Source organism: Actinophytocola sp., assembly GCF_036378875.1.
GTDB lineage: Bacteria > Actinomycetota > Actinomycetes > Mycobacteriales > Pseudonocardiaceae > Actinophytocola.
In genome coordinates this window covers 16352-33213 of the sequence record NZ_DASUVO010000047.1, presented here as the reverse complement: position 1 = coordinate 33213, position 16862 = coordinate 16352, and the positions used below count along the sequence as shown (strand labels likewise).

18 protein-coding genes and 3 tRNA genes are annotated in these 16862 nt (G+C 68.3%); 5 read left to right on the top strand and 16 right to left on the bottom strand.

What is annotated here, in order from left to right; genetic code table 11:
- Positions 1–298 precede the first annotated feature (298 nt).
- From VF106_RS13150 to rplJ, 3 genes are all read right to left on the bottom strand, one after another.
- Positions 299–1429 (bottom strand): ABC transporter ATP-binding protein, encoded by a 1131-nt coding sequence (locus VF106_RS13150; protein WP_330839943.1) that lies wholly within the window; start codon positions 1427–1429, stop codon positions 299–301.
- A 213-nt stretch (positions 1430–1642) separates the two neighbouring features.
- On the bottom strand, positions 1643–2029 hold the full coding sequence (gene rplL / locus VF106_RS13145; protein WP_330839942.1) for a 50S ribosomal protein L7/L12: 387 nt from the start codon (positions 2027–2029) through the stop codon (positions 1643–1645).
- A gap of 28 nt (positions 2030–2057) precedes the next feature.
- Positions 2058–2600, bottom strand: coding sequence for a 50S ribosomal protein L10 (gene rplJ / locus VF106_RS13140; protein WP_330839941.1), 543 nt, complete (start codon positions 2598–2600; stop codon positions 2058–2060).
- Positions 2601–2875: 275 nt separating this feature from the next.
- On the opposite strand from rplJ, the gene VF106_RS13135 reads away from it, so the two are divergent.
- Together VF106_RS13135 and VF106_RS13130 are read left to right on the top strand one after the other, a co-directional pair.
- Positions 2876–3703, top strand: a complete 828-nt coding sequence (locus VF106_RS13135; protein ID WP_330839940.1) for a hypothetical protein — start codon at positions 2876–2878, stop codon at positions 3701–3703.
- A 243-nt stretch (positions 3704–3946) separates the two neighbouring features.
- The gene (locus VF106_RS13130) at positions 3947–4708 is read left to right on the top strand and encodes a S1 family peptidase (RefSeq protein WP_330840036.1); all 762 of its coding nucleotides are present in this window, start codon (positions 3947–3949) and stop codon (positions 4706–4708) included.
- A gap of 99 nt (positions 4709–4807) precedes the next feature.
- Here VF106_RS13130 and rplA read toward each other — a convergent pair whose 3' ends face one another.
- The 5 genes from rplA to VF106_RS13105 all read right to left on the bottom strand — a co-directional run bounded on the left by rplA (position 4808) and on the right by VF106_RS13105 (position 7566).
- Positions 4808–5527, bottom strand: coding sequence for a 50S ribosomal protein L1 (gene rplA / locus VF106_RS13125; RefSeq protein ID WP_330839939.1), 720 nt, complete (start codon positions 5525–5527; stop codon positions 4808–4810).
- Positions 5528–5586: 59 nt separating this feature from the next.
- Positions 5587–6018, bottom strand: a complete 432-nt coding sequence (rplK, locus tag VF106_RS13120) for a 50S ribosomal protein L11 (RefSeq protein WP_330839938.1) — start codon at positions 6016–6018, stop codon at positions 5587–5589.
- A 36-nt stretch (positions 6019–6054) separates the two neighbouring features.
- On the bottom strand, positions 6055–6900 hold the full coding sequence (gene nusG, locus VF106_RS13115; protein WP_330839937.1) for a transcription termination/antitermination protein NusG: 846 nt from the start codon (positions 6898–6900) through the stop codon (positions 6055–6057).
- Positions 6901–6972: 72 nt separating this feature from the next.
- The gene (gene secE / locus VF106_RS13110) at positions 6973–7449 is read right to left on the bottom strand and encodes a preprotein translocase subunit SecE (RefSeq protein WP_330839936.1); all 477 of its coding nucleotides are present in this window, start codon (positions 7447–7449) and stop codon (positions 6973–6975) included.
- Between the two features lie 44 nt (positions 7450–7493).
- Positions 7494–7566, bottom strand: a tRNA-Trp gene (locus VF106_RS13105).
- A 256-nt stretch (positions 7567–7822) separates the two neighbouring features.
- On the opposite strand from VF106_RS13105, the gene VF106_RS13100 reads away from it, so the two are divergent.
- Entirely contained in the window at positions 7823–9043 is a 1221-nt protein-coding gene (locus tag VF106_RS13100; protein ID WP_330839935.1) for a pyridoxal phosphate-dependent aminotransferase, read from the top strand.
- A 191-nt stretch (positions 9044–9234) separates the two neighbouring features.
- Positions 9235–9993, top strand: a complete 759-nt coding sequence (locus tag VF106_RS13095) for an IclR family transcriptional regulator (protein WP_330839934.1) — start codon at positions 9235–9237, stop codon at positions 9991–9993.
- Here the strand turns inward: VF106_RS13095 and VF106_RS13090 are convergent.
- Complete coding sequence (locus tag VF106_RS13090) at positions 9990–11150, bottom strand: MFS transporter (RefSeq protein ID WP_330839933.1); 1161 nt, start codon at positions 11148–11150, stop codon at positions 9990–9992. The two genes, VF106_RS13095 and VF106_RS13090, sit on opposite strands and share 4 nt — an antisense overlap.
- Positions 11151–11207: 57 nt before the next feature.
- Between VF106_RS13090 and VF106_RS13085 the strand changes: the two genes are divergently transcribed.
- Positions 11208–11513, top strand: coding sequence for an ArsR/SmtB family transcription factor (locus VF106_RS13085; RefSeq protein ID WP_330839932.1), 306 nt, complete (start codon positions 11208–11210; stop codon positions 11511–11513).
- Here VF106_RS13085 and VF106_RS13080 read toward each other — a convergent pair.
- From VF106_RS13080 to VF106_RS13050, 7 genes are all read right to left on the bottom strand, one after another.
- Positions 11510–11920 carry a MaoC/PaaZ C-terminal domain-containing protein gene (locus VF106_RS13080; RefSeq protein WP_330839931.1) on the bottom strand — a complete coding sequence of 137 codons (411 nt, stop codon included), beginning with the start codon at positions 11918–11920 and terminating at the stop codon, positions 11510–11512. The two genes, VF106_RS13085 and VF106_RS13080, sit on opposite strands and share 4 nt — an antisense overlap.
- Positions 11917–12372 carry an FAS1-like dehydratase domain-containing protein gene (locus tag VF106_RS13075; protein ID WP_330839930.1) on the bottom strand — a complete coding sequence of 152 codons (456 nt, stop codon included), beginning with the start codon at positions 12370–12372 and terminating at the stop codon, positions 11917–11919. The genes VF106_RS13080 and VF106_RS13075 overlap by 4 nt, the downstream gene beginning before the upstream one ends.
- A complete protein-coding gene (gene rpmG, locus VF106_RS13070; protein ID WP_330839929.1) occupies positions 12373–12540 on the bottom strand; it encodes a 50S ribosomal protein L33 in 168 nt (55 codons plus the stop codon).
- 179 nt (positions 12541–12719) lie between these two features.
- Positions 12720–12792, bottom strand: a tRNA-Met gene (locus tag VF106_RS13065).
- A gap of 55 nt (positions 12793–12847) precedes the next feature.
- Positions 12848–12920 (bottom strand) — tRNA-Thr (locus VF106_RS13060).
- Positions 12921–13005: 85 nt separating this feature from the next.
- Positions 13006–15660 (bottom strand): putative bifunctional diguanylate cyclase/phosphodiesterase, encoded by a 2655-nt coding sequence (locus tag VF106_RS13055; RefSeq protein ID WP_414638951.1) that lies wholly within the window; start codon positions 15658–15660, stop codon positions 13006–13008.
- 168 nt (positions 15661–15828) lie between these two features.
- A complete protein-coding gene (locus VF106_RS13050) occupies positions 15829–16854 on the bottom strand; it encodes a winged helix DNA-binding domain-containing protein (RefSeq protein WP_330839928.1) in 1026 nt (341 codons plus the stop codon).
- Positions 16855–16862: the final 8 nt, after the last annotated feature.

Here is a 16862-nt window from a genome sequence, read left to right as displayed (position 1 = left end):
GGCCCGACCCGCTGAACAACGCCCGCGAAAAGCCGCGGCCTCCGAAAGATTTCAGTTTCGCCGAACAGCGACCCCAGATGGTTGCGTAGGCATCCCCCACCCGTACCCGGGGGGCCACCCCGAGGCCATCGTACCAAGCCACACAGACAAAACCCCTGGTCGAAGGCGCCTGTGGACAACTTTTGCCGGTCAGTGCGAGCGAATGGGACTCCCGTGCGCCGATCCGGGCCGAAGCCATGCCCAGGCGGCCAGTCGGCGGGGTGGGACACACGTGCGCGCCCGAACGCGGGCAGCGCCGTCATGCGCCGGCACCCGGCGTGTTGCGCCAGCTCGAGGTGGGCAGGTTGGCCAGGTCGCCGTCGCGGAGGTCGCCCGACGCGGCGGTCCAGCCGTCTCTCGGGTGCGGACTGGGTCGCAGAGCGCCGGCACGCACGCCGTACCGCGCCTGCTCCTCGGCGGTCAGCGAGTCGATGATGCCCTGCTGCGCCGGCTTCGGCAGCGTGTGAAGGATCTGCATGACGCGGTCCTGCCGGCGACGCACCGCGCCCCGCTCACCGAGACCGGGAGTCGGCTGGACCTGTGGCACCACACCGCGGACGTCCTCGGTGCCGCCGTCGTGGTGCCCGGCCTCGATGTGGGCTCGCTCGGCGGCCATCGTGGCCTCGTCCTTCTCCTCGGACATGCCGATAGGGCCGATGCGCGAGCCGTTGAGGAACTGCTTGACCACCGGCTCCTCGCTGGTGAGCAGCACCTCGCGCGGGCCGAACATCACCAGCTCGCGGCGGAACAGCATGCCGATGTTGTCCGGCACGGTCCGCGCGAGGTTGATGTTGTGGGACACGATCAGGATCGTGGCGTCGATCTGCGTGTTCAGGTCGATCAGCAGCTGCGAGATGTAGGAGGTGCGGACCGGGTCGAGGCCCGAGTCCGGCTCGTCGACCAGGATGATCTCGGGATCCAGCACCAACGCCCGCGCGAGCCCGGCCCGCTTGCGCATACCACCCGAGATCTCGCCGGGGAGTTTCTTCTCCGCGCCGGCGAGGCCGGTCATCTCCAGTTTCTCGAGGACGATCCGCCGGATCTCCGACTCGGACTTCCTGGTGTGCTCACGAAGTGGGAAGGCGACGTTGTCGTAGAGGTTCATGGACCCGAACAGCGCGCCGTCCTGGAAAAGGACGCCGAACAGTTTGCGGATCTCGTAGAGCTTGTGCTCCGAACAGGTGACGATGTCGACGCCGTTGATCTCGCAGCGACCGCGTTCCGGCTTGAGCAGCCCGATGATCGACTTGAGGAACACGGACTTGCCGGTGCCCGACGGTCCCAGCATGACGCTGACCTCGCCCGCGGGGAGTGTCAACGTGACGTCCCGCCAGATTGTCTGGCGCCCGAAGGACTTCGTCAGGCCCTCGACGACCACTTCGGCGCCCATCGAAACCTCCCGGTTCGCTGTGCGACACCCCCGACATTGGTGTCGTCGTACGTGCAACGAGCACGTCGCGTCATGGTTACTGGTGAGTCAGCACCCACTTGGAGGGGGAAAGTACCTAGTTACTGACCGTGCGTGAACTCGGGGTTGCACCCACAAGACGCAACAGGCCGGCACCCGTTCGGGTACCGGCCTGTTTGGCTGATGTGCGTCAGATCACTTGAGGGTGACCTTGGCGCCAGCGCCCTCGAGCTTCTCCTTGGCGGCCTCGCCGACATCCTTGGCGACCTTCTCCAGGACGGCCTTGGGCGCGCTCTCGACGAGCTCCTTGGCCTCCTTCAGGCCGAGGCCGGAAACGACCTCGCGCACGACCTTGATGACCTGGATCTTCTTGTCACCGGCCGACTCGAGGACGACGTCGAACTCGTCCTGCTCCTCGGCGGCCTCGGGCGCACCGGCGACCGGGCCGGCCGCGGCGACGGCGACCGGGGCAGCCGCGGTGACCTCGAAGGTCTCCTCGAACTGCTTCACGAAGGCGGACAGCTCGAGGAGCGTCATCTCCTTGAACGCGTCGAGCAGCTCGTCAGTGCTGAGCTTCGCCATGACGGCATTTCCTTTCTAAAAGTGGTTTTCAGCTCTCGGCGGGAGCCGCTTGCTCGGCGGACGCCTTCTTCTCCTGCAGTGCGGCGGCCAGACGCGCGACCTGCGAGGCCGGGGCGTTGAACAGCCCGGCGGCCTTGGCAAGGTTGCCCTTCATGGCGCCCGCCAGCTTGGCGAGCAGCACCTCGCGGGAGTCGAGGTCGGCGATCTTGTCGACCTCGTCGACCGTGAGCGGGCGGCCGTCCATGTAGCCGCCCTTGATGACCAGGCCCTTGTTGTCCTTGGCGAAGTCGCGAAGAGCCTTCGCGGCGTCCACCGGCTCACCCTCGACGAACGCGATCGCGGTCGGCCCGACGAACAGGGCGTCGAGGCCCTGGATGTCAGCATCCTCCGCGGCCCGCTTGACAAGGGTGTTCTTGGCGACCCGGTAGGTGGTGCCCTCGCCGAGAGCGCGACGCAGGGTGGTCAGCTGGGACACGGTCAAACCGGTGTACTCGGTGACAACGGCTGCCGAGCTGCTGCGGAACTTGTCCGCGATCTCAGCGACGGCCTCGACCTTGCCTGCCTTCGCCATGGTCGCCTCCTCTCATTGGCTGTTGCCCACTGGCGATCCAGCCACAGAGACGACGAACGCCCCGGCGCAGGAAGGCACGGGGCGTATCTGATGTGCGCATGACAACGCACGAGCCTCGTTCTTGCCTGCGCGGGCCGCCCGCTGTCACACGGGACCTTCGTCTGCCGGATGGCAGAAACCAGCGGTCTTCGGTAGAACCATCGACAATCGTACGTTGCGGTGGCGCGGCCCCCCAACCGGGGTCGATGTGGGGGCGGACACGGCATGATGAACCCGTGGCCGACAACGAGCACCCGCGCGAGCAGCCCGTGGATCCTGCGGCTCCCCCACCCGCGGTGCGGCCGCCCACCGAGATCACGCCGGAGCAGATCCGCCAGTTCCAGGACTTCCAACGGTTCCAGGAACTGATGCGCGATCAGGCGGACAAGGGCTTCCCGCCGCCCGACACGCCGCCCCCGCCCGGTTTCCTCGCACCGTGGGGCCAGCCCCCGAAGGAGAGCCTGCCGAAACGCCTGTTCAAGGCGGCCGTCGGCAAGATCATCACCGGCTTGGTGATCCTGGCGGTCGTGATCATCGGCGGATACCTGGCGATCGACTACTTCCTCGGCCCCGACCTCGACAAACCCAAGGCATCGGAAGTTGGCGGCAAGAAAGCGGAAGGCACTCTGCTTTTCGAGACATCACCGGACCTCGCGGTGCGGCGTATCTACGAAGACATCGCCCAGGGCGACAGCACGAGAACATGCGACCGGTTCGAGCCAGCGGCACGCGATCAGTTCACGAAGAACATGGCGGAATACGGCCACACCTGCAAGGACATTGTTCAGACCATCTACATGGCAGTAGCAGCGGACCGCATGAAATCCGAGTACGCGAACCCGCGGATTCCAGCCTCCGCTGCTCCCATTGACGGGGCCACGGCATCCGTGAGCTCCTGCGCGATAGAGGTCACTGGCGGACCGCGGCTCGGTCTCTTCACCCTCAGGCAGATCCCGAACTCTGAACAGGCCGGCGGAGGCGAGGGACAGTGGATCGTGTCTGCCCACCAAGCTGAACCGGTCGACTGTGCCGGACTCACCCCTCCCACTACACCTTCAAACTGACGCTGAACCGTTATCAACATCTCCTCGTGTAATCGGGCAGACACCAGTGCGCCCGATTCCACTTACCGAGGAGGTCGCGAATTGCGTGCCCAACACAGGCCAGCCACGCGGAAAGCTCTGTTCGCAGGAGCTGGAGGCGTGGCGCTCGTGGCACTCGTCGCTGTCCTGTTGCCACAGGCCAATGCTGAGCGTGAGGGCGGTCAGACCGCCGCCCCCTCGCCGGACCGCGACCTGGCCAATTTGATGGAGCTACGTCAGGACCGCATTCCAGGCACCGCTTGGGCGACGGACCCTGCCACAGGTCGGATGATCGTCACCGCGGACTCGACCGTCACCGGGGAGACCTGGGACGAGTTGGAGGGTTCGGTCAACAAGGTCGGCGACGACGTCGCCACGCTGACGCGTGCTGCCGGCAAGTTCAGTCTGTTCGCCGAGGGTGGTGACGCGATCTTCGCCGGTGGCGGACGCTGCTCGCTCGGCTTCAACGTCGTCACGGCGGACGGCACCCCCGGCTTCCTGACCGCCGGTCACTGCGGGGTCATCGCCGAAGAGTGGTCCGACGAGCAGAACGGCGACCCGATCGCCACGGTCCAGGAGGCGTTGTTCCCCGGTGAGGGTGACTTCGCGTTGCTCACCTACGACGACCCGGCCGAGGACGCGCAGAGCGTCGTCGACCTGGGCGACGGTCAGCTGTTCGAGATCAACCAGGCTATCGAGGCCGAGGTCGGCCAGCAGGTGTTCCGCATGGGCAGCACCACCGGCCTGTTCGACGGGGACGTCACCGCGCTGGACGCGACGGTGAACTATCCGGAGGGCACGGTCACCGGGTTGATCCAGACGACCGTCTGTGCCGAACCCGGTGACAGCGGCGGTCCCTTGTTCACCGAGGACGGCGGCGCGGTCGGCTTGACCTCTGGCGGTTCGGGTGACTGCACGATCGGCGGCGTCACCTTCTTCGAGCCCGTGACCAGGGCGCTGGAAGCGGTCGGCGCCACGATCGGCTGAGCACAACGGTTGGGCGGGCCTCCCCAGGCCTGCCCAACCAACAACACGAAAAACGGGGCCCTCACGTCGCGCGGAGGGCCCCGTTTTCGTATGCGGTTGTCAGGCGACCGGCTCGTCCTGCAGCAGGTTGCGGGTACGAGCTGGGTCGACCGGGATGCCCGGGCCCATGGTCGTCGTGAAGGTGACCTTCTTCAGGTAGCGGCCCTTCGCGGCGGACGGCTTCGCGCGCAGGACCTCGTCGAGGGCCGCCGCGTAGTTCTCCACCAGCTTCTCCTGGTCGAACGACGTCTTGCCGATCACCAGGTGCAGGTTGGCCTGCTTGTCCACCCGGAAGTTGATCTTGCCGCCCTTGATGTCGGCGACAGCCTTCGTGACATCGGGGGTGACGGTGCCGGTCTTCGGGTTCGGCATGAGGCCGCGCGGGCCGAGGATGCGGGCGATGCGACCGACCTTGGCCATCTGGTCGGGGGTCGCGATCGCGGCGTCGAAGTCGAGCCAGCCACCCTGGATACGCTCGATCAGGTCTTCGGCGCCCACCTCGTCCGCACCGGCGGCGACGGCCTCGTTGGCCTTGTCACCGGTCGCGAAGACGATCACGCGTGCGGTCTTGCCGGTGCCGTGCGGCAGGTTCACCGTGCCGCGCACCATCTGGTCCGCCTTGCGGGGGTCGACGCCCAGCCGGATGGCGACCTCGACGGTCGCGTCCATCTTGACTCGGGACGTCTCCTTCGCGAGCTTCGCGGCCTCCAGCGGCGAGTACAGCCGCTCCCGGTCGATCTGCTCCGCGGCCTGGCGGTAGGCCTTGCTGCGCTTTGCCATGTCTGATTCCAATCAGGATGTGGTAGCGGGCCGCGCGTTGGCCCTCCCACGGGGTTGCTTTATTCGACCGTGAGACCCATCGACCGGGCGGTGCCGGCGATGATCTTGGCTGCCTGGTCGATGTCGTTGGCGTTGAGGTCCGCCTTCTTGGTCTCGGCGATCTCACGCACCTGGTCCCAGGTCACCTTGCCGACCTTGTTGCGGTGCGGCTCGCCGCTGCCCTTGTCGACACCCGCGGCCTTCAGCAGCAGCTTCGCCGCCGGCGGGGTCTTGAGCTTGAAGTCGAACGAGCGGTCCTCATAGACCGAGATCTCCACAGGCACCACGGTGCCGCGCTGCGACTCGGTGGCGGCGTTGTACTGCTTGCAGAAATCCATGATGTTGACGCCGTGCTGACCAAGGGCAGGACCCACGGGCGGCGCCGGGTTGGCCTGGCCGGCCGTGATCTGCAGCTTGATGATCGCGGCCAGCTTCTTCTTCTTGGGTGGCATTTCTTTCCCTGACTAGTGTTTCGGCGGCGACCCGGCTCAGATCTTCGAGACCTGGGTGAACGACAGCTCGACCGGGGTCTCCCGGCCGAAGATCGACACCAGGACCTTGAGCTTCTGAGCGTCCGCGTTGACCTCGCTGATCGTCGCGGGCAGCGTGGCGAACGGGCCGTCCATGACGGTGACCGACTCGCCGACCTCGAAGTCGACCTCGACAACGGGGCCCTTGGCCGGGGCCGCCGTCTTGCCCTTGCCGTCCGCCGCCGGTTTGGCCTCCTCCACCTGCGGAAGGAGGAACTTGAGGACCTCGTCGATGGTCAGCGGCGACGGCTTCGACGTCGCGCCGACGAACCCGGTGACGCCAGGGGTGTTGCGCACCGCCGACCAGGACGCGTCGTTCAGGTCCATGCGCACGAGGATGTAGCCGGGCAGCACCTTGCGCTGGACCTGCTTGCGCTGCCCGTTCTTGATCTCGGTGACCTCTTCGGTCGGCACCTCGACCTGGAAGATGTACTCCTCCATGTCGAGGGTCTGGATCCGGGTCTCGAGGTTGGTCTTGACCTTGTTCTCGTAACCCGCGTACGAGTGCACGACGTACCAGTCGCCGGGCGCGCGACGCAGGGCATCGCGCATCTCGGCTGCCGGATCCTCGACCACCGCGTCCGTGTCTTCGTCCGTGTCTTCGTCCGCGTCACTGTCCGTGTCGCTGTCCGCCACGGTCTGCGCCGAGTCGTCGGCGTCGGCGTCGGTGGAGGCGGCCGCCTCGACGTCGGGGTCGACGGCCAGCGCGGCCTCGGCGGCCGCGATCTCCTCCGTGCGCACGTCGCCGTCCTCGGACAGGCCGGTCAGCTCGTCGCTGGCAGCCGCACCGTTGTCGGAGCTCACTGTTCGGTCCCGCTTCCTTATTTCATAGATCGCGTAGTCGGCACTCTGCCGGCGCGCCCGGACAGGCGCAGCTCAGCCGAAGAGCGCGATTACGCCCTTGGTGAGCGCGAAGTCGAGCCCCGCGATCACCGCCACCATGAAGGCCACGAAAACCAACACGACGGCCGTGTACGTGATCATCTGCTTGCGTGTCGGCCAGATGACCTTGCGCAGCTCCGCCGCCACTTCCCGCAGGAAGCGGAAGAGCCTCGCGAACAGACCCGGGCGCGAGTCCTTGCCGTCGCGTGTCGGCGTCGGCCGGCCCTTGTGCTCGCCCTTCTTGGCGGAGGCCTTCGCCTCGGGCTCGGCCTTCGCGTCCGACTTGGCCTTGGCCTTCGGCTTCGCCTTCTCGTCACTCGGCCGCGAGGACTTGGTGCCCTCCTCGGCCGGCGACTCCTTCCGCGCGGCAGGGCGAGCGGAAGCACGGCGCTCTCGCCGCGCCGCGGCGGTGACCGGACGAGAAGGGCGCTCCTGTCCCTTACTCGGCTCCTTGTCCCGGTCGTCAACCACGCCAGTTCCTCCGCTCGATGCTCTTCACGGACATGCGCCTGACGCAGGGGTGACAGGACTTGAACCTGCAACCTGCGGTTTTGGAGACCGCTGCTCTGCCAATTGAGCTACACCCCTTCGCGCTGTCGATCACTCGACACCACGTTTGCGGACGCATTCGACCTGCCCCGTGTCGCACGCGGAGCGGGGTCGGCAACTTCCAAGTTCAAGAGTGTACGGCAAGGGCAAAACCGACCCGCAACCGCGCCGGTCAAACCGCCTCGGACGAGGCCGACGCCGGTCCGGACGGGTCCCTCGACCCTGATCAGGCAGCCACCGGCCTGACCTCACCACCCCCCATTAAACGCGTTGGCGAATCTGGGACGATGCCCACATGAGTGAAGCCACCGTCCCCCCGCGCCGGATCTCCGCCAGAATCGGCGGCATCGCCGAGTCCGCCACGCTGGCGGTGGACGCGAAGGCCAAGGCGCTGAAGGCGGCCGGCCGGCCGGTCATCGGCTTCGGCGCGGGCGAGCCGGACTTCCCCACTCCCCCCGAGATCGTCGCGGCGGCCGCCGAGGCGACCAAGGACCCGAAGAACCACCGGTACACCCCCGCGGCCGGCCTGCCCGAGCTGCGGGAGGCCATCGCGGCCAAGACGCTGCGTGACAGCGGCTACGAGGTCAAGGCCAGCCAGGTGTTGGTGACCAACGGTGGCAAGCAGGCCGTCTACCAGGCCTTCGCCACGCTCATCGACCCGGGCGACGAGGTGCTGCTGCCGGCGCCGTACTGGACCACCTACCCCGAGGCCGTCGCGCTGGCCGGCGGTGTGACGGTGCCCGTGGTGACCGACGAGACGAGCGGCTACCTCGCGACGGTCGAGCAGCTCGAGGCCGCAAGGACCCCGCGCACCAAGGCACTGCTGTTCTGCTCCCCCTCCAACCCGACCGGCGCGGTGTACCCGCGTGAGCAGGTCGAGGCCATCGGCCGGTGGGCGGTCGAGCACGGCATCTGGGTGATCACCGACGAGATCTACGAGCACCTGACCTACGACGGCGTCGAGGCCGTGTCGATGCCGGTGGCGGTGCCGGAGCTGGCCGACACGTGCGTGGTGATCAACGGCGTGGCCAAGACCTACGCCATGACCGGCTGGCGGGTCGGCTGGATGATCAGCCCGGCCGACGTCACCAAGGCGGCGTCGAACCTGCAGTCGCACCTGTCCTCGAACGTCGCGAACGTGTCGCAGCGGGCCGCGCTGGCCGCCGTGTCGGGCTCGCTGGACGCCGCGCACGAGATGCGTGCGGCATTCGACCGGCGCCGGCAGACGATCGTGAAGCTGCTGTCGGAGATCCCGGGAGTTCAGGTGCCGACGCCGCAGGGCGCGTTCTACGTGTACCCGTCGGTGAAGGATCTGCTCGGCAAGGAAATCCGCGGCGTGCGGCCGGCGACCAGTGTCGAGCTGGCCGCGCTGGTGCTCGAGCACGCCGAGGTCGCGGTCGTCCCCGGCGAGGCTTTCGGTACGCCTGGCTATTTCCGGCTGTCGTACGCGCTTGGCGACGAGGACCTCGCGACGGGCATCACCCGCATGGGTGCCCTGCTCGCCGAGGCCGAATAGTCGTGGCCTGAATGGCGCCTTCCGAGCATCCGAGAGCCCGGAAGGCGCCATTCAGGTTTTTCCGGCAGGGTCAGGGCCGGCGTGCGACGAACCGCACGTCACAATGCTTCGAGGCTGGCAGCGGGCAGCCCTTTGGAGGAACCGCTAAAATTTCAAATAGTGAAAAAGCGGCGCTCGCGGGACGGTGACGCATGCGCGACAGAGCGCCCCAACCAAGCGATCTCATTCAGTCCGTGTCCCGGGCCTGCCGGATCCTCGAGGAAGTCGGGGCCAGCCGCACACCGCTCACGGTGAAGGCGATCGCTCGCAGGTGCCAACTGCACCTGTCCACCGCGTACCACCTGGTTCGCACTCTGACCTACGAAGGCTACCTGCTTCGGGCACCCGACGGGGGTTACGTACTCGGCTCCGCCGTGGCCCGCCGGTTCCACGAACTGCTCGCGTCGTTCGACCAACCTCCGCAGGTCCACGAGGTGTTGCGGCACATGTCGGCGATGACCAGGCGCACGGCCTACCTCGGCCGGTTCGTGTCGGGCCGGATCGTCATCACCGACATCGTCGAGGGCCCTCTGTCACCGCACCTGGAGGACCTCGAGGTGGGGCTGGAGGTGGCCGCGCACGCGACCGTGGTCGGCAAGGTGCTGCTCGCCGAACTGCCACAGGGCAGGCGGGCCGAGTACCTGGCCGACCAGGGCATGCGCCGCTTCACGTCCCGCACGTTGATCGACGTCGCCGCGCTCGACGTCGAGCTCCGGTCGTTCGGCAAGGGCCCGGTGCTGGAACACGGCCAGTTCCGCGAAGGCGTGTCGTGCGTCGGCGCGGTCGTCCGGCGCGACTCCCCGGAGTCGTCCTGGGCCATCGTGGCGTCGACCAGGGAGGACGAGGTGCCTCCGGAGGTCGTCTGGCACACGATCCGCGCAGCGGAGGACCTGGCGCCGGTGGTGCTCTAAGCAGGCGCCGGTTCGCGGACCGGCACGGCCGTGTTCTCGGCGGCCGCGATCACCGCGCCGACGGCGACGATGGCGGCGACGGGCGCGAGCCACGCGGCACCGGCCGAGGACAGCGCCAGCCCTCCGATCGCGGATCCGAGGGCGGCGCCGACGTAGATGGCCGAGCCGTTGAGGCCCAGAGCCACGGTCGGCGCGTCCGGCGCGAGGGTGAACAGCCGGTGCTGCTGCGGCACCATCAGCATCCCGCCGACCGCGCCGAGCATGACCGCCGCGACCAGCAGGCTCGGAAGCGACAGCAGGGCGGCGTTCATCACGGCCAGCAGCACGGCCGAACCGGCGATCGACACGAGCCGCACCCGCCGTGGCCCCACCCGGTCGGTCCATCGGCCGGCGAACCAGTTGCCGACGACCGAGCCGAGGCCGTTGGCCGCCAGCACCCACGAGATCGCGACGCCCGGCGCGACGTCCGCCGCGATCACCGGCAGGTAGACGAACACACTGAACGACGCGGTCAGGCCCAACACGGTCACCAGCAGGACCCGCGTGACCGACGGCCGGACGAGCACGGACAGGCGGGCGCGTAGCCCGGCGGACGGAACGGTGACGCGGGGCAACGCCAGCACGGCGACCGCCACGACCGTGCCGATCGCGGCGATGCCCCACATGACGCCGCGCCAGCCCACGGACGCGCCGGCGAACACGCCGATCGGCACACCAAGCACGCTCGACACCGAGACACCGGCGGCCACCAGTGACAGCGCGCGGCCGCGGGTCGCCTCGGACGCGGTCGCACCGGCCACGACGAACGCGTTGGCCTGGAACGCCGCCGCGCCGAGCGCCGCGACCACGCGGGCGGCGGCGAGCACGGCGAAGGTGGTGCCGACCGCTTGCCCGACCATGCCGACGACGAAGATCGCCATCCCGCCGCCCAGCAGCACGCGCCGGTCCCAGGCGCCGGTGAACGCGGCGATCAGGGGCGAGCCGAGCGCGTAGGTGGCGGCGAACACGGTCGTCAGCTGGCCCGCGGTGGACTCGGTGACCTTCAGGTCGGCGGCAATGGTGGGCAGAAGTCCGTTGAGGATGAACAGGTCGGTACCGACGGTGAACACACCCAACGCGAGGATCAGCAGACTGTTTGACGCCGATCGAAATGTCATGGCCGTGATCGTGGCGTACAGTTCGATCATTGTCAAAGCATCTAATGAAGGATGGCCGTGAGCCGCACACTTCCGCAGCCGAGCAGGGACGACATCGATCTCGTGACGGTGCTCCGCGCGCTGGCCGACCCGGTGCGCCTCGAGATGCTTCGCGTGATCGCGGCGGCAGACGAGCGGTGTCCGGCCTCGGCGGAGGCCTATGACGTGGAGGTGACGGCCGCGACGCTGTCGCACCACTTCCGGGTGCTGCGGGAGGCGGGGGTGACCACGACGTTCGTCGAAGGGCGGCGTCGCTGGGTGGACCTGCGCCGCGCGGATCTGGACCAGCGCTTTCCCGGGCTGCTCGACGCGGTGGTTGGCTAGCTCTTCGGCAGGCGCACGACCGCGATGGCCTTGCCCAGCACGGCCTTGCCGTCGAACTTGGCGGTGATGTCGACGCGGGCGGTGCCGTCCTCGCGGACTTCCTTCACCTTGCCGGTCAGCTCGACCACCGCGCCCTCGGCGTCGTTGGGAACCACGACCGGGCGGATGAAACGCGCGCCGTACTCGACGATCGCGCTCGGGTCGCCGAGCCAGTTGGTGACGAGTCGGCCGGCGACCGCCATGGTGAGCATGCCGTGGGCGATCACGCCGGGCAGGCCGACCTCGGCGGCGACCTTCTCGTTCCAGTGGATCGGGTTGAAGTCGAGGGAGGCGCCCGCGTAGCGGACCAGGTCCGCACGGTGCAGCCGCACCTCGAGCGGGGGCAGCTCGTCGCCGACAGCGGTCATTCCGCGTCCTCTGCTCTGATGATCAGCTGCGAGAGCGCGGTGACGACCCGTTCGCCGTCCTCGCTGTCGATCTCCGCGCGCAACGTGAGGAAGTCGTTGCCCATGCGGGTGTCGATGTCGGCGATGTGCGTGGTGATCGTGAGCCGGTCACCGGCGTACACGGGCCGCGCGAACTCGAACTTCATGTCGCCGTGCACGAGCCGGCCGTAGTCGACGCCGAGCTTCGGGTCGTCGACCACGTCCTTCAGGGCGTACCGGCCGAACAGGATCGTGGCGAAGGTCGGCGGGGCGACCACGTCCGGGTGGCCGGCCGACTGCGCGGCCGCCACGTCCCGGTACATGGGGTGGTCGTCGCCGATGGACTCGGCGAACTCCCTGATCTTGGCCCGGCCTACCTCGTAGACCTCCGAACGTGGGTACGAGTGACCCACGAACGACGGATCCAGCGGCACCTAGCGGGTTTCCTTGTGCGCCCGGTGAGTGCCACAGTTGGGGCAGAACTTCTTCAGCTCCAAGCGGTCCGGGTCGTTACGCCGGTTCTTCTTGGTGATGTAGTTGCGGTGCTTGCACTCCTCACACGCGAGCGTGATCTTGGGGCGAACGTCACTGCTGCTAGCCACCGAGCTTCCTCTTCTCCAACTCAGGCCCGACCCGACCCCCTGGAACCCGACGATGAAACACGAGCCTCCGTGGGGGTCCGGGGGCTTGCCCCCGGCCGGGGTCTGGGGGCTGGGCCCCCAGGGTTATGGCGGAGCGATGAGAGTCCGCGTTTTCCGCGGACACACGTCGCCCAATCGCGTAGCGGTGGCCGGACTTGAACCGGCGACACAGCGATTATGAGCCGCTTGCTCTACCGACTGAGCTACACCGCCTGACATGCCTGTACCGCGGTGCCCGAAGGAACCGAACACCGCGGCCAGCTCACCGAGCCCCAATACGGAATCGAACCGTAGACCTTCTCCTTACCATGGAGACGCTCTACCGACTGAGCTATTGGGGCGGATCCAGAAGAGGTTTCCCCGCTTCCTTTGGAGCCGTCAGAAGACTACACGGCCCCGACATGATCCTGAAATCGGGTATCCCTCTTACGTGAGCAGCGTCAGCACCATCTCGTCCCGAAGGCCCCTGGCCTGCGCCGTTCTGGCCTGGAGCCACGCCTCCAGCCGCTCCTCGGACAGCGGCCGCGAGATCAGGTACCCCTGCGCGACGTCACAGCCCATGGCGGCCAGCTGGTCGCGGGCCACGTCCTCCTCGACGCCCTCGGCGACGACCGTGAGGCCCAGCGAGTGCCCCAGCTCGACGATCGACCGGACGACGGCCAGGTCGCCGAGGTCGGAGCCCATGCCGAACACGAAGCTCTTGTCGATCTTCACCTCGTCCACCGGCAGCCGCCGCAGGTAGGCGAGCGAGGAGTAGCCGGTGCCGAAGTCGTCGACGGCCAGCACGACACCCAGGTTGGACAGGGCACGCAGTACCGGCAGGGCGCGCTGCGGGTCGGCCATCACGCCGGACTCGGTGAGCTCCAGCGTGAGCAGCTCCGGCGGCACGTTCTGCCGGGTGAGCGCCGCCGAGACCATGTCCGGGAAGGACAGGTTCGCGAGGCTGCGTACGGACATGTTGACCGCGACACCGATCCGCAGGCCGCGGTCCATCCACTTGCGGACCTTGATCAGCGCCTGTTCGAGCACGAAGTCGGTGAGCGCGTCCACCAGGCCGGCGGCCTCGACGGCCGGCACGAACTCGTCCGGGTGCAGGTCGCCGAACTCCGGGTGCCGCCAGCGCACGAGTGCCTCGACGCCGAGGATCTCGCGGCTCGGCAGGGCCACCTTCGGCTGGTAGTGGATCTTGACCTGGCCGGTCTCCATGGCCTGCCGGAACTGCGTGACCAGCTGGAACCGCCGCAGGAACATCTGTCCCATGCTGGGCACGTACGCGCGAGCCTGCTCGCCGCTGCTCCGCGCCGCCCGCAGGGCCACGTCTGCCCGCTTGAGCAGCTCGTCGACGTCCATCGGGGCGGGGCTGGACTCCCGGGCCGCCGTCGACGTGGTCTCGGAGAACAGCACACCGTCGGCCACGGCCGCGGACGAGTAGCCGATGACCACGCCGGCCTCGATGGACAGCCGGTCCACCGGGTAGGGCTCGGACAGGCTCACGACCAGCTGGTTCGCGACGATCTGGGCCTGCTCGAAGTCCGAGTCGACGAGCAGTGCCGCGAAGGCGCCACCCTCGAGCCGGGCGAGCGGGACGTCGGCGCCGAGCGTGTCCCGCAGGCGCCGGCCTGCGGCGATCGTGATCCGGTCGCTCCATGCGTAGCCGAGGGCGTCGCTGATGGCGGGCTGGACCTCGAGGTCGACGCGGAGCATGACCGAGCCGGCGTTGTCGGCGAGCAGCTCGGTGGCGACCTGCCGGAAGCCGGGCCGGTTGTAGAGGCCGGTGAGCGGGTCGTGGTAGGCGTCGTGGCGGAGGGTGGCGAGGAGGCGCCGGTTGTCGAGCGCGGTGGCGAGGTGGCTCGCGGTCGTGCCGATCATCCGGAGGTCGGCCTGACCGAAGCCACGCCAGCGGGACAGCTTGTCGTGCGCCTCGACCACGCCGAGCAGGTGGCTGGCGCTGCGCAGCGGCACGACGAGCGCCTCCTGCGCGTTCCGCTGTCCGAGCGCGGCCCTGACCTCGGGTAACGCGTCCACGCGGCGGAAGTGGCGGACGTGCGAGCCGGGTAACCGCAGCAGCGCGTCGGCACGCGCGCCCGTCGGTTCCAGGTCGTACATGTCCGCCGGCAGCTCGTCGCCGGCGACGACCGTCTGCATGGGTTGCTGTGGGTCGAACCGCAGCCGCAGCACGACGCGGGCCGCGCCGAGCTGGTCCTTGATCCGCTGGGCGATGCCGAGCCAGTCCTCGGAGTTGACCGCGGTGGCGGTGTCCCCGCCGGCGGCGGGCCGGGCGGCGGCGCGGCGCCCCGATCGCGCGACGATGAGGCTGACCTCGGACAACGCCTCCAGGTCACGCTGCTCGCGCAGCAGGCCGGAGTAGGCGAAGTAAAGGGCCCAGAGACCGCCGAGCAGTGCAAGGACGAGTGGCCAGCCGTGCTCGACGTGGACGATGACCTCATAGCCGGCGACCCCGACCGAGGCGTTGACAAGGCCGAGTACCAGCGTGCGGGAGACGAGCCTGGTGGCGGCGCCGATACGCATCCGCCGGCCGAGGACGTAGACGGCGACCAGCCCGAGCAACGTGCTGGTGACCGGCGCGGACAACGCACCTATAAATACCGCGAACCAGCTGGCGTGCCCGGTCAGCCTGTCGTTCAGCACCGCGTATACGGCGAAGGCGACAGCGATCTCGAGCGTCTCGGCACCCGTGTTGTAAAGGACGCGGTCCTGCACGCGCCGCGCCAGCAGGGTGCCGACCCCGGCGACCAGGTGCGCGGCGAGCACGACGGGGAACGGCGCCACGAACAGCCCGATGGCCAGCGGGATCTCCGTGAAGGAGATCGTCCACGACACCCCGCCGCGGACGTCGATGTTGACGGAGAGCTGTTCGACGATCAGGAAGCCGAGGGCAAGCAGCAGCCCGGTCCAGACGAGGTCCGAGCTCGCCGGGAACGGCAGCCACCAGGTGACCCCTGCCGCGGCGAGCACGCCAGCGGCCAGCACCAGGACCGAAAAAACGCTGAACCGGCGGTTCAGCATTGGATAGACCTCGGCGGTGCGGTCAGTGGTCGCCGGCATGGGATGGTCCGGCATGCAACCTCCTCTGCCGCCCCTCCGGCGACAACACGGGCTCAATCCGCCCCACCGTGACAAACCCCCCGATTGGGCTAGTCACGGTCGCGTAACTGTACCCCCTCCGTGCACAGATTTGGACTGTGCTATTTGGAACAAGACCGACCAGTTGCCGACGAAACAGACCGCTCAGTCCGCTGCGGCAGGGCTACCCACGGACAGCGATGTTCGCCGCCCCAGGAATCGTCCCAGGTCAAGGACTTCGTTGGCGAGCTCCCGCCGCAACCGTGCCGACATCGTTGTGAACGGCGTCACATCGATAGCGAGAGGTTCCTCTGCGGAATGCTGCCGCCAGGTGCCGACAATCCGCCCACCAACTGAGACGGCCGGCATCACGAACCCGCCACCCGCCTGAATCTTTCGAGTGAATCCTTCCGGCACTGATCGCTCTCCGTAGCCAAGAAGGAAAGCGTCAAAATGCCCGAGAAGCTTCGTGGCGGCAGCCTCCCGCAGCTCGCTCCCGCTGACCACGAAGTGCTCCCCCACGGGTTCGAGCAGGTCCCTGACTTCGTCGAACGCCGCCCGGGCTGTGGTGAGCGGCAGCCCGGACCACGCGGCCAGATCCCGAGGCCCGGCAGGCCCGTGCCCCCGCAGATAACGGAGCGCGAGGCGGTCGTCCGCGCTCGCCGTCACCCAGTCCCGCACGAGCACGTAGGTGGGTTCGCTCCCCCGCTCCGGCCCACGACAGACAACCCCTTCGAGCGCAGCGAACGCAAGTAGATAAGGAGCAGCCTGCCCGGCGAGATCGAGATCGACCCGCTCCCGGATCTCATCCCGAGTGAGCGGCTCGGTGAGGATGTCCTCCAGCTGAGCCACCCCCCGCTCACAGACGGCGTCGTCGAGCCCGAGCTGCCGCCGCCGAGGCGCCTGCCGATCCCGGAAGTAGGCGCCCACCGCACGCAACACCCACCGAAGATCACGGGCCGCGAGCATGTGGAGCGTCCCGCGCATCGCCCAGGTCCGGACGACCTCACCCCTCGCGACGGCGTCGTCGACGTCCTGCCCCGTCAGCCCGCCCGTCCGAGCCCGCACGGCAAGCCGGTTGGCCCGCAGGTCCTGCCCCTGAAGCGCGACAACCTGGCTGACCGCGTCAACAACGGAACCGGCGCGCCCGTCCAGCCCGTTGGCATGCGCACGAACAGCCCAGACATCCACGCGAGCGA